The organism is Kitasatospora sp. NPDC057542, from assembly GCF_042801945.1.
Classification (GTDB): Bacteria; Actinomycetota; Actinomycetes; order Streptomycetales; family Streptomycetaceae; genus Kitasatospora.
The window spans coordinates 18,627-30,353 of the sequence record NZ_JBHVFE010000048.1 but is presented as its reverse complement, the minus strand read 5'-3'; the positions used below and the strand labels follow the sequence as shown (position 1 = coordinate 30,353).

The 11,727-nt window shown below is 72.9% G+C and carries 10 protein-coding genes and 1 pseudogene; 6 read left to right on the top strand and 5 right to left on the bottom strand.

Going from position 1 to position 11,727, the window contains the following annotated elements; genetic code table 11:
- The 3 genes from ACFU7Y_RS09300 to ACFU7Y_RS09290 form a co-directional block, all read right to left on the bottom strand.
- Positions 1–528: MaoC family dehydratase (locus ACFU7Y_RS09300; RefSeq protein ID WP_224278569.1), on the bottom strand; the 528-nt coding region annotated here is incomplete at its 3' end.
- Positions 529–546: 18 nt separating this feature from the next.
- Positions 547–1,782, bottom strand: a complete 1,236-nt coding sequence (locus ACFU7Y_RS09295; protein WP_224278571.1) for an aminotransferase class I/II-fold pyridoxal phosphate-dependent enzyme — start codon at positions 1,780–1,782, stop codon at positions 547–549.
- A gap of 2 nt (positions 1,783–1,784) precedes the next feature.
- Positions 1,785–2,720, bottom strand: coding sequence for a CoA ester lyase (locus ACFU7Y_RS09290; RefSeq protein ID WP_224278573.1), 936 nt, complete (start codon positions 2,718–2,720; stop codon positions 1,785–1,787).
- Between the two features lie 245 nt (positions 2,721–2,965).
- Here ACFU7Y_RS09290 and ACFU7Y_RS09285 point away from each other — a divergent pair, with 245 nt between their 5' ends.
- Together ACFU7Y_RS09285 and ACFU7Y_RS09280 are read left to right on the top strand one after the other, a co-directional pair.
- The gene (locus ACFU7Y_RS09285) at positions 2,966–4,810 is read left to right on the top strand and encodes a hypothetical protein (protein WP_380767137.1); all 1,845 of its coding nucleotides are present in this window, start codon (positions 2,966–2,968) and stop codon (positions 4,808–4,810) included.
- A 449-nt stretch (positions 4,811–5,259) separates the two neighbouring features.
- Positions 5,260–6,339 carry an inosamine-phosphate amidinotransferase 1 gene (locus tag ACFU7Y_RS09280; RefSeq protein ID WP_224282740.1) on the top strand — a complete coding sequence of 360 codons (1,080 nt, stop codon included), beginning with the start codon at positions 5,260–5,262 and terminating at the stop codon, positions 6,337–6,339.
- Between the two features lie 78 nt (positions 6,340–6,417).
- Here the strand turns inward: ACFU7Y_RS09280 and ACFU7Y_RS09275 are convergent.
- Positions 6,418–6,525 (bottom strand): annotated as a pseudogene (locus ACFU7Y_RS09275) (DNA-binding response regulator); the annotation flags it as partial.
- A gap of 126 nt (positions 6,526–6,651) precedes the next feature.
- Positions 6,652–8,049: an FAD-binding oxidoreductase gene (locus ACFU7Y_RS09270; RefSeq protein WP_224282741.1), complete on the bottom strand. Its 1,398-nt coding sequence runs from the start codon at positions 8,047–8,049 to the stop codon at positions 6,652–6,654.
- Positions 8,050–8,089: 40 nt separating this feature from the next.
- Here ACFU7Y_RS09270 and ACFU7Y_RS09265 point away from each other — a divergent pair, with 40 nt between their 5' ends.
- The 4 genes from ACFU7Y_RS09265 to ACFU7Y_RS09250 are packed head-to-tail and all read left to right on the top strand — an operon-like array spanning position 8,090 to position 11,681.
- Positions 8,090–8,581, top strand: a complete 492-nt coding sequence (locus ACFU7Y_RS09265; RefSeq protein WP_224282742.1) for a hypothetical protein — start codon at positions 8,090–8,092, stop codon at positions 8,579–8,581.
- 19 nt (positions 8,582–8,600) lie between these two features.
- Entirely contained in the window at positions 8,601–10,055 is a 1,455-nt protein-coding gene (locus ACFU7Y_RS09260; RefSeq protein ID WP_380767134.1) for a carboxylesterase/lipase family protein, read from the top strand.
- A 58-nt stretch (positions 10,056–10,113) separates the two neighbouring features.
- Positions 10,114–10,794 (top strand): hypothetical protein, encoded by a 681-nt coding sequence (locus ACFU7Y_RS09255; RefSeq protein ID WP_380767132.1) that lies wholly within the window; start codon positions 10,114–10,116, stop codon positions 10,792–10,794.
- Positions 10,795–10,838: 44 nt separating this feature from the next.
- On the top strand, positions 10,839–11,681 hold the full coding sequence (locus ACFU7Y_RS09250; protein ID WP_224282745.1) for a PIG-L family deacetylase: 843 nt from the start codon (positions 10,839–10,841) through the stop codon (positions 11,679–11,681).
- The last annotated feature ends 46 nt before the right edge of the window (positions 11,682–11,727 follow it).

The window sequence follows — 11,727 nt, the reverse complement described above, 5'->3', positions numbered from 1 at the left end:
GTACCCGGCGACCTCGTCCAGGCCGTGGCCGCGCAGCGGGACGAGGAAGCTGCGTTCGAACACCACCACGGCCTCGCCGGTGGACTTCGTCCCGGTGGTGCGGCAGCGCACGATGCCCTGCCCGGTGCGGCTCTTGGACAGCCGCTTGGCCAGGGTCTCGGTCTCCGCGTAGAGGGTGTCGCCGGCGAACACCGGGTGGGTCATCCGGATGTTCTCCCAGCCCAGGTTGGCGATGGTGCGCCCGCTCGTCGAGCGGGCGGTCATCCCGCCGACGATGCTGAGCGTCACCAGGCTGGAGACGATCGGCTTCCCCCACGGGGTGTGCTCGCTGTAGGCGGCGTCGATGTGCAGGGGGGCGTCGTTCATGCTCAGCATGCTCATCAGCACGTTGTCGAGCTCGGTGACGGTCCGGCCTGGGCGGTGCTCGACCACCTCGCCGACCTCGAACTCCTCGTAGTAGCGCCCGACCACCTCGCGGTAGCGGCGCTCGCCGATCCGCCGGTAGCCGGTGGGTTCGGTTGCGTCCATCGCGGCTGCTCCCAGGTCCTAGAGGTCGGCGGTGAGTTCCTTGACGTGGCCGGCGAAGTCGCGGATCAGCCGCTCGTCCATGTCGGCGCGCATCATCAGCCGGAGCCCGGCCTCGCCCTTGGGCACGATCGGGAAGAACACCGCCGAGCTGTAGTAGCCGCGTTCGAAGAGCTGGGCGGAGAGCTTGACCGCGCGCTCGGCGTCCCCGACGTCGACCCGGCGCACCGGCAGGCCGTTGCCCGCGAAGGTGGTCGGCAGCAGCTCGTCGAAGAGGTCGATGTTGCGGTTCAGCTTGGCCTGCAGGTCGGCCAGTTCGGGGGAGCGGTGGATGGCGGCGCTGCCCAGCGAGGCGCCGACCAGCGGCAGGGCGACGTTCTGTGACCACCCGACCGGGCCGGCGTGGCGGTGCAGGAACTCGAACTGCTCGCGGTTGCCGAGCATCGCGACGCCGCCGCCGGTGCCGAAGCCCTTGCCGAGGCTCGCGACGATGACGGTCAGCGGGTTCATCTCCAGCCGGGAGCGGACGAAGCCCTCGCCGCGCTCGCCCATGATGGACAGCGAGTGGGAGTCGTCGATGTAGAGGAACAGCCCGTAGCGGTCCTGGAGTTCGAGCAGCCCGTCGAGGGCCGCCGCGCCGCCCATCGAGTACGCGCCGTCGGCCACGTAGGCGACCCGCGGGTACGTGCGGCAGATGTCCTCCAGGAAGTTCAGGTCGTTGTGCGGGCACGTCAGCACCAGCGACTCGTCGGCGCAGATCGGCTTCACGTACGCCATGCAGAAGTGGCAGAAGCGGTCGAAGACCATCACCCGGGGCCCGCCGCCGCCCTGACAGGTGCCGTCCAGGTGGCCGGAGGCGATCAGCGGCAGGATGCCGGCGGTGAGCGCGGTGCAGGACGCTCCGGGCAGGATGTGCGCGCCGAACAGCTCGCCCAGCTCCTCCTCCAGGCGCACCAGCAGGTTGTGCCGGATCCGGGTGGTGGAGGTGACCAGCCAGGTGCTGCGGGACTCGGCCAGCGCGTCGACCGCGGCGGCCGCGACCGAGGGGTGGTTGTTCAGGCCCAGGTACGCGCAGGAGACCATGTTGGCGAACTCGTGGCCGGTCTCGCGGACGATCAGCCGGTTGTTGGACTCCGAGTCCACCGTGATGCCGATCAGACCGTTGGCGGCGGCCGCCTGCCAGACCGGGTCGGCGGTGGCCAGCATGGCTTCGGCGTTGCGGTACCGGCGCGGGCCGAGGATGGATTCTTCGGTCATCGTCACTTCTCCGTCGCGTGGTTCGGGGTGTCGGTGGGCGCGTGGTCCTGCGGGTGGTGCTGTGGCTGGTGCTGCGAGTGGTGCGAGCCGTCGGGCCGGGGCAGGTCGAACTGCTCGATCAGACGCTGCGAGGCCTCGAAGAACGGCATGCCGACCATCACCCCGTCCACCACGGTGACCGAGCGGCCGTTCTCCAGACCCGCCGCGACCACCCGGCGGGCGCGCGCCAGCAGCTCCTCGTCCGGGCTGAACGTGTCGTTGATCAGCGCGAGTTGGCGCGGATGGACGGCGATCTTGCCGCTGAACCCGAAGTCCCGGGCGAGCCCCGCCTCCCGGCGCAGCCCGGCGAGGTCGGCGACTTCGAAGAACGGCGCGTCCATCGCCTCCACCCCCATGGCGCGGGCACTGTTGACCACCCGGGCGCGGGCGTGGGCCAGGGCCTCCCAGGAGAGCCGGGCGCCGACCGCGAAGGCGTAGTCGGCCGAGCCGAAGACCAGCCCGCGCAACCGGTGCCCGGCGGCCGCGATGGCGGGTGCGTGCTCGATGCCCAGCGGAGTCTCCACGACGGCCAGGAACTCCGTCTCCGGGCAGTCCGCACCGAGCGCGCCGGCGGCGATCTCGATGTCCCGGGGCGACTCGGCCATCGGGATGAGCACCAGGTCCGGCTTGACGCGGTACCGGGTGATGGCGATCAGGTCACGCAGACCGTCCGGTCCGGAAAGGGTGTTGATGCGCACCGCGCTGCGCGCGAGCTTGGTGGACGGGAGCGCGAAGAACTCCTCGGCGAGCCGACGAGCCTCCTCCTTGCGGGCGGGTGGGACCGAATCCTCCAGATCGACCATGGCGATGTCGGCCCCGGACTGGTGGCTCTTGGTGTACCGCTCCACCGCCATCGCGGGTGTGGACAGGAGGGAACGGCAGTACCGCGTGAACTTCATGGATATCTCCGAAGTCAGCGAAGGCTGCGGGTTCCGGTTCTATCCCACCGGCTTTGTTCGGCGCCGTGCGACTGGACATTGAACATCAACTCGGAACAACCGACCCGCATGCACCATTGTTTGACGCCAGCGGTGTTGTGCATGATGAATCACCGGGGGGGATCGACACGAGGCGCGCGCGGCGCGTGTGGCGCGTGGGTACTCAGGGATTTCAGGACACCGCTTCAAGGGAGAAGGGGGCCGTAGTGCCTCGTCGGGAAAGTCCACTGGACCCCGGGGACGGGCCGCTGCTGAGCTTCGCGGGTGATCTGCGGGCCCTGCGGGAGCGCGCCGGACGTCCGCCGTACCGTCAACTCGCCCTCCGGGCGCACTGTTCGGCGGCCAGTCTGTCGGTGGCAGCGGGCGGCCGGCGGCTGCCCAGCCTCGCCGTGACTCTCGCCTACGTGCAGGCCTGCGGCGGGGACGTGCGGGAGTGGCGGCACCGCTGGCAGCTGCTCGCCGCCGAACTGGCCGCCGACACCGCCGCCCGGCGGTGCGCCCAGGACGCCGGACGGGCCCCTTACCCCGGTGCGGCGGCGTTCGAGGCGGCCGACGCCGAGCGGTTCTTCGGCCGCGAGGCGCTGCTGGACCGGCTGGCCGCCCTGCTGGCCGAACGGCGGCTGGTGATTCTCTCCGGGCCGTCCGGGGCAGGAAAGTCCTCGCTGGTCAGGGCCGGTCTGCTGGCCCGGCTCGGCGGGCCTCCCGGCGCCGGTGCGGCTACCGGGGGGAGAACCGAGGCCGGGGGCGGATCGGGCCGTCCCCCGGCCGACGGCGGCGTCCCGGTGGCGCTGCTGACTCCCGGTGAACGACCGATGGAGGCGTACGCGCTCGCGCTCGCCCGGCTCGGGCAGCGAGTCGGGGAGGCGGCGCGAGGTGTCTTCGGACCGCCGGCCGGAGATCCGGTGCTGGTGGTGGACCAGGGCGAGCAACTGCGCACCCGCTGCCGGGACGCCGCGGAGCGGGCGCGCTTCCTGGACGCGCTGGTGGCGACCGCCACGGGCGCTCCGGGCGAGGCACCGGACGGGCTGCCGGTGGCGGCGCCGGCCCGGTGCCGGGTGGTGCTGGTGCTCCGCTCGGACCAGTGCGGGCCGCTGTTCGCCGAGCACCAGGGGCTGGCCGAGGCCGGCCGGCACGCGGTGCTGTCGGTGGGTCGTCCGGCACCGGACGAGCTGCGGCGGGCGATCACCGAGCCGGCGTTACGGTCCGGCTGCACCGTCGAGGGTGCCCTGCTGGCCGTCCTCATCTCGACCGCCGCGCAACAGCCGGGCGCGCTCCCGCTGGTGTCCGCGGCCCTGCTGGAGACCTGGCGACGGCGCAGCGGCAACGCGCTCACCCTGGCGGGGTTCCAGGCCACCGGAGGCTTCGAGGGCGCGCTGGCCCGGACGGCGGAGACGCTGTACAACGGGCTGGAGGCGTCCGATCAGGCGCTGGTGCAGGCGGTGTTCCTGCGGCTCGGCGGGGAGTTGCCCGGTGCCGGCGAGGACGCCGCCGGTGGCGCGACGGCCCTGGGCGACGGGCTGACGCCCGGTGGCGAGCCGGTGCCGGGCGACTACCTGGGGGCGGGGAGCGACGAGGGCACCCGCAAGCCGGTCCGGCGGGCCGAGTTCGACGACCCCGGCGTACCCGAGGTGATGGAACGGCTGGTCCGGGCACGGCTCGTGACGGTGGACCGGGACACCGTCGAGCTGTCCCACCACGCGCTGCCGCAGGCCTGGCCCAGGCTGCGCGGGTGGCTGGCGGACGGGCGAGAGGCGCTGGGGGAACAGCGCAGGCTCACCGCGGCCGCGCGGGGCTGGGCAGTCGGCGACCGGGACCCGGAACTGCTGTACCGGGGCGTCCGGTTGGAGCAGCTCATGCGGCAGGTGGCGGCCGGCGAGCTGGCCGCGGCCGGGATCGAGCGGGCCTTCCTGGCGGCGTCGGCCCGGGCGGCCGTCGCCGACCGGCGCCGGGCGCAGCGCCAGAACCTCGCGGTGGCCGGGGTCGCCGCGGCGGGTGGGGCGCTGCTGGCCCTGGCGGGCGGGAGCCGGATCCGTCGGGCCTGGCGGTGGTGAGCGCCGGGCCACGGCGCGAAGGGGCGGCGGCCGGTCGCGCCGGTGCCTCGTCCAGGCCCTCGCCCGGGTATTGATCAGCATCGGAACAAGGGAGTCGAACAACGCGCGGATCGACCGGCGGTTCACCACGGCGGCGCATTCGACGCCGATCACGGTCCTTGCGCCGCCGTCGGTCGTCCGGGTAGCTTGACCGTCGATCCCGGCCCTTCGAAAAGCGAATTCGGCTGCCCGACCGGTGATTTCCCGTACGCCGTGGTCGGCCGGTGCCGGTCCGGCGATGAATCCGTTCCGATTTCCCTTGCTGTTTCCGCATGTTCATGGGGCCCCCGCTCCGCCGACGGCTCGCGATCGCTCGGTGCCGGCCCGGTCCCGTCGTCCGAGGTGCGGTTCGAAGCCGTCGCATTCGCCGCCCTGTCCGCGTTTCCCTTAACCCGTGTCAAGGGGGAGTCATGTCCGATTCGGCCCGTCCGGTGCACAGCTGGGACGAGTTCACCACCCTGCGGGAGGTCGTGGTCGGGACCGCCGCCGGCGCCCGGCTGCCCGAGCAGACCGAACCGTCCTCCTGGCTGTCCTGCTTCCCGAAGACCAGCGCTGCCGACCTCGCCTCGATCGAGATCGGCCCCTACCCGCGGCAGGTCGTGGAGGAGACCGAGGAGGACCTGGACGCGCTGGTCGCCACCCTGCGCGGCCTCGGCGTCACCGTCCACCAGCCCGAAGCGGTCGACCACGCCGCCGAGTTCGCCTCCCCGCTCTGGAAGGCCGACGGCGGCTTCCACTCCTACTGCCCGCGGGACCTCACCCTGGTGGTCGGCGAGACCCTGATCGAGGTCGCGAGTCCGATGCGGCAGCGCTACTTCGAGGTCTTCGGGCTGCGCGGACTCTTCCAGGACTACCTGCGCCGCGGCGCGCGCTGGCTGGCCGCGCCCCGTCCGCAACTGAAGGACGAGCTCTTCGAGTTCGACGCGGACGGGCTTCCGCTGCTGGGCGAGGCCGAGCCGGTCTTCGACGCCGCGAACGTCCTGCGGCTCGGCCGGGACGTCTTCTACCAGGTCTCCCGCAGCGGGAACGAACTCGGCCTGCAGTGGCTCGAATCGACCCTCGGCCTGCTCGGCGACGGTGGCCTGCGGCTGCACCCGCTGCGCGACATCTACGGCTACACCCACATCGACAGCACCATCGCGCTGCTGCGGCCGGGGCTGGTGCTGCTCAACCCCGAGCGGATCACCCCGGAGACCGTCCCCGAGCCGCTGCGGGGCTGGGACATCCTGTGGTGCCCGCCGGCCGAGCCCTCCGGCGACACGCCCGAGCACGCGCTCAGCGAGAGCTGGATCAGCATGAACCTGCTGATGGTCTCCCCGGACACGGCGATCGTCGAGGCCGGCCAGGAGAGCCTGATCAAGCTGCTGGAGCACGCCGGGATCACCGTCCTGCCGCTCCGGCTGCGGCACTCCCGGGCGCTCGGCGGCGGTATCCACTGCGTCACCCTGGACATCCGGCGCGACGGCGGGCTGGAGGACTACCTGTCCTGACCGCACCGGCGTGGTGCGGGCGTCGGCGGTCGGCGCCGCGGTGACGGGCTGCGCCGCTCCCGCCGGGGGCCGGGACCGTCAGCCGTGCGGGACCACCAGGCCCGACTCGTAGGCAAAGACCACGAGTTGGGCCCGGTCCCGGGCGTGGAGCTTGGTCATGGCCCGGTTGACGTGGGTCTGTGCGGTCGAGGCGCGTGCCGGAGTGCCGGCCGGTCAGCCCGGTGACCAGCAGTGTCGCCGCCACACCGACGGCGATGGCCTCCGCCACACCGGCTGACCGCCCTGCGGCGCCTCCGGTCCGGGCCGGGCCTGTCAACTGTCGAAGCCGAGGCCGAAGCGGTCGAGGGTGCGCAGCCAGAGGTTGCGGTGGCCGGCGTTGGCATCGGCGCGGGTGAGGGCCCACTGGGTGATGCCGATGCCGATCGAGCGGGCGGGTTCGGGCGGGAAGGGCAGCGGCTTGCGGCGGACCATGTCCAGTGAGGTGCGCTCGGTGCGGGCGCCGGCCAGGAGGTCGAGCATCACCTCGGCCCCGAAGCGGGTGGCGCCGACGCCGAGGCCGGTGAATCCGGCGGCGTAGGCGACCCGGCCGTCGTGGGAGAGGTCGAAGAAGGCGCTGAACCGGGTGCAGGTGTCGATGGCGCCGCCCCAGGCGTGGGTGAAGCGCAGGCCTTCCAGCTGGGGGAAGGTCCGGAAGAAGTGCAGGGCGAGGGTGGCGAAGGTCTCCGGCCGCTGGTCGCGTTCGGCCCGCACCCGGCCGCGGAACTGGTGGACCACGTCGTAGCCGCCGAACAGGATGCGGTTGTCGGCGGAGAGCCGGACGTAGTGGAAGTGGTTGGCGCTGTCGGAGAAGCCCTGGCGGCCCCGCCAGCCCACCGAGGCGAGCTGCGCCTCGGTCAGCGGTTCGGTCATCAGCGCGTAGTCGTAGACCGGCACGGTGTACGGGCGGTGGCGGCGCAGCAGCGAGGGGAAGGCGTTGGTGGCGAGTGCGACGCGGCGGGCGCCGATGCGGCCGTACGGGGTGCGGACGGTGATCCCGCGCGGGGAGTCGGTCAGGCCGGTGGCGCGGGTGTGCTCGAAGATCCGCACGCCCTGGTCGAGGCAGGCCCGCTTGAGGCCCCAGGCGAGGCGGGCGGGGTTGAGCATGGCGACGCCCTCGCGGTCCCAGAGGGCGCCGAGGAAGGTGGGGGAGTCGATCTCGGCGCGGACGGCCGCGCGGTCCAGGAAGTCGAGCCGGCTGCCGTAGCGGGCGGCGAGTTCGGCGAACTCGTGCAGCCCGTCGACCTGGTAGGGCTCGGTGGCGACGACGAGGGAGCCGGTGCGCTCCCAGTCGCAGTCGATGCCGTGGCGCTTGACGGTGTCCTCCATGGCCTGGAGGTTGGCGGCGCCGAGCCGCTCCAGGGCGTCGAGTTCGTCGGGCCAGCGCTGGTGCCCGTTGGCGAGGCCGTGGGTGAGGCTGGCCTCGCAGAAGCCGCCGTTGCGGCCGGAGGCGGCCCAGCCGGTCTCCTGCGCCTCGACGAGGACGACGTCGAGCGAGGGGTCGCGCTCCTTGGCGATGAGCGCGGTCCACAGACCGCTGTAGCCGCCGCCCACCACGAGCAGATCGCAGCGTACGTCGCCGACCAGGGCGGAGGCGGGCGCGGGCCGGTCGGGGTCGTCGAGCCAGAACGGTACGGGCTGGGCGTCCTGGAGGGCGTGGACGGGATCGGCCATGGCGGTGGCTCCTTCGGTGCATGGAGGGTCTGGCCTCCGAATGCCGCCATCAGATCCCTGCACCCGGTTCAACGTCAATTCTGTTGACATAAGGCTGCTCGGCGGACGCGAGCTCGATCCGGTCCAGGATCGTGGCGGCGATCGCCTCGGCGCCCGCCTGATCGCGGGGCTCCGCGCCCGGGGCCTGCTCACCGCCCGCTTCGCGCTCAAGGTCGACTACCCGGACGTCACCGCCGGAAGCCCCGCCAAGGCCGCCCGCTGGACGAGCGTCGGCCACGGGCGCGAGGTCTGGCACGCCTACCAGCCCGTCGGCGCCGACAGCTCCGCCATTGTGCTCGGCGTCTGCGAGCACCGGTCCGGCGACGCCTGCACCGAGACCGTCCCGGACGCCGACGCCACCGCCCTGCTGCGGGACGGGCACATCTCGGTCACCCCCGTCACTGCCGACCGCACCTACGGCGTCCGTACGGTCGACCCTCAGGAGTTCAACCGGCTCCGCCACTACATCGAGCACGACGCGCCGCGCCCGTGACGCCCACTGGAGGCACAGCATGACCACCACAGGACCGCAGGACCACCCGGTCGTCCCCACCTGCCGGGGCCCGGTGCGCGGGGAGCGCCGCGCGGACGGCAGCGTCCGTTTCCTGGGCATCCCGTACGCCCAACCGCCGGTCGGCGAGCTGCGGTTCGCCGCCCCGGTGCCGCCCCGGCCGTGGACCGAGGTGCTCGACGCGACCGCCTACGGGCCGACCGCGCAGCGCCGTCCGTTCGGCGAGGTCACCACCATCCCCGAACCGACCGTCCCCGGCGCGGGAATCCTCAACCTCAACGTCTTCACCCCGGACCCCGCCCCGGCGGCCGGTCTGCCGGTGCTGGTCTGGATCCACGGCGGCGGCTTCGTCGCCGGCTGCTCGGCCAGCCCGTGGTACGACGGTGCGGCCTTCAACCGGGACGGCGTGGTCGTGGTGTCGATCGGCTACCGGCTCGGCATCGAGGGCTTCCTGCACCTGCCCGACGCCCCCGACAACCGGGGCGTGCGGGACTGGATCGCCGCGCTGGAGTGGGTCCGCGACAACGTCACGTCCTTCGGGGGCGACCCGGCCAAGGTCACCGTCGCCGGACAGTCCGCCGGCGGCGGCGCCGTCCAGACGCTGCTCGCGACGCCGGCCGCCCGAGGACTGTTCCGCGCGGCGATCTCGGCCTCCGGCGCGGTGATGCGCCCGCAGGACCGTGCCGTGGCCGAGGCCGTCAGCCGGGCCTTCGCCGAGCGCACCGGCGTACCCGCCACCGCGGCCGCCCTGCGGGACGCCACCGACACCGAACTGCTCGTATTCCAGGACGCGCTCGACGCCCCCGGCCCGGACCGCGACGAGCTGCCCCCGTTGCTCCTCGCGCCCTTCGCCGACGGCGAGTTGGTGCCCAGGCCGGTGCCGGAGGCGCTCGCCGACGCGGACGTCCCGCTGCTGCTCGGCTTCACCGCGCAGGAGTTCGCCGCCCCGACGACGGAGGAGACCCCGGCCCCGCCCCCGGAGGGCGAGCTGCTCGGCCTGCTGAGCGCGTTGGGCCTGGACGACGGCCGGGCCGCGCGCTTCCTCACCGAGCGGCCGGGCGCGGCCGGCGGCGACGCGATCACCGACTGGCTGTTCCGCGCACCGGCCCTGGCCATCGCCGAGGCCCGCGCCGAACGTGAACGACCCACCTGGCTCTACCAGTTCGACTGGTCCGGCACCGCCCCGGGCCGTGCCGGGCAGGCCTACCACTGCATCGACCTGCCGTTCGCCTTCGACCTGCTGGACGCCGAGGGCGTGGCGGCGGCCCTCGGCACCGAGCCGCCACAGACGCTGGCCGAGGCCGTCCACGGAGCCTGGGTCGCCTTCGTCCGGGACCTCGACCCGGGCGCGGCCTGGCCCGCGTACCGGGACGGTCGCGTCACCATGCGCTGGCACGCCGAACCCCGGGTGGAGCACGACCCGCTGCGCGGCATCCGGGAGATCTGGCTCTCCTGAGGGCCGTCGGCGCCGGACCGACCGGGGGATGACAGTGCTGCGTGGCAGAGTTCGCCCCATGAACATCGCTACCACCTTGCACAGTTGGGACGAGTCCGTGGCGCTCTTCGAGCGCCGCGGACTGCCCGTCTCCTCGTACGAGAACCTCTACGAGGAGGAGTACGACGTCCACTCCGGCGCCCTGTCGATCGAGGGGCACCTCGACCTCGACGCCGCACAGCCGGAGGGCACCGGCTACATCGTCGACGGCGACCTCGACGTGACCGGCGCCGTCCTCAACACCGACGACGGCTGCCCCGCGCTGATCGTGCTCGGAGACCTCCGGGCGGCCGCCGTCTACCTGGAGGGGGACGCCAAGCTGCTGGTCCGCGGCAGCGTCCACGTGGAGGCCTTCGTCGGCAACATGACCGACAAACTGGTCATGCTCCACGGCGACCTGCACGCCCGGGTCACGGTGCTGTCCGCGGAGTTCGAGCCCGACCTGATCGAGGGCACCCTGCACGGCCCCGTCCTCGCACCCGCGTACCTGGCGCCCGCCGGTGCCGAAGCACCCGCCGCTCCCGGGACGGTGCTCGTGCCCGAGGTCCTGTGCACCGGCGCCGACGACGGCGCCGACGACGTGCGCGGCTTCGACGCCCCCGGCGTCCACGGCGGCCGGCTGCTGCGCCGCATCGAGGCCGGTCTGCCCGTCACCCTCGCCGCCGGACGGGACCGTGCGAGCGACCACCCGCCCGCGTGACGCAGACTGGGGGGCGAGAATGTCTCAGACGGAGGATAAATCACATGGCCGACCGGCCCTTGACACTGATGGCAGTGCACGCCCACCCCGACGACGAGGCCACCGGGACCGGAGGTGTCCTCGCCCGCTACGCGGCGGAGGGCGTCCGCACCGTTCTCGTCACGTGTACGGACGGCAGGTGCGGTGACGGACCGGGAGGGACCAAGCCGGGCGATCCCGGGCACGACCCGGTGGCCGTCGCCGCGATACGCCGACAGGAACTGGAGGCCAGCTGCGAGGTTCTGAAGGTGAGTCACCTGGAGCTGCTGGAGTACGCCGACTCCGGGATGATGGGCTGGCCGAGCAACGACGAGCCCGGGTCGTTCTGGCACACGCCGGTGGCGGACGGCGCCGCCCGCCTCGCCGAACTGATGCGGCACTATCAGCCCGACGTGGTCGTCACCTACGACGAGAACGGGTTCTACGGCCACCCCGACCACATCCAGGCCCACCGCATCACGATGGCGGCGCTGGAGCTGACCGACCTGACGCCGAAGGTCTACTGGACGACGGCGCCGCGCTCGGCCATGCAGCGGTTCGGGGAGGCCATGCGCGAGTTCGGCGCCGACTGGGAGGAGCCGGACCCGGCGGAGGCGGCCGAGATGCCCGAGCTGTCCGAGATCGGCCTGCCCGACGAGGAGATCACCACCTGGGTGGACACCACCGCGTTCGGCGGCCGGAAGTTCGACGCCCTGGCCGCGCACGCCAGCCAGGGCGAGAACATCTTCTTCCTGAAGATGGGCAAGGAGCGGTTCACCGAACTGATGGGCGTGGAGACCTTCGTGCGGGTCAGGGACACCACCGGCGCAGCCGTCCCCGAGAACGACCTCTTCGCCGGCCTGCGCTGATCCCGGAGCAGCGGTGTGCCGGCTGCGAGGCGGGTGGGCCTCGCGG

Bases quoted from the DNA above. Each gene is read 5' to 3' on its own strand.
- ACFU7Y_RS09270 (WP_224282741.1), bottom strand. From the start codon at position 8,049: ATGGCCGATCCCGTCCACGCCCTCCAGGACGCCCAGCCCGTACCGTTC.
- ACFU7Y_RS09255 (WP_380767132.1), top strand. From the start codon at position 10,114: ATGAACATCGCTACCACCTTGCACAGTTGGGACGAGTCCGTGGCGCTC.
- ACFU7Y_RS09280 (WP_224282740.1), top strand. From the start codon at position 5,260: ATGTCCGATTCGGCCCGTCCGGTGCACAGCTGGGACGAGTTCACCACC.
- ACFU7Y_RS09265 (WP_224282742.1), top strand. From the start codon at position 8,090: ATGCCGCCATCAGATCCCTGCACCCGGTTCAACGTCAATTCTGTTGAC.
- ACFU7Y_RS09260 (WP_380767134.1), top strand. From the start codon at position 8,601: ATGACCACCACAGGACCGCAGGACCACCCGGTCGTCCCCACCTGCCGG.
- ACFU7Y_RS09250 (WP_224282745.1), top strand. From the start codon at position 10,839: ATGGCCGACCGGCCCTTGACACTGATGGCAGTGCACGCCCACCCCGAC.
- ACFU7Y_RS09290 (WP_224278573.1), bottom strand. From the start codon at position 2,720: ATGAAGTTCACGCGGTACTGCCGTTCCCTCCTGTCCACACCCGCGATG.
- ACFU7Y_RS09295 (WP_224278571.1), bottom strand. From the start codon at position 1,782: ATGACCGAAGAATCCATCCTCGGCCCGCGCCGGTACCGCAACGCCGAA.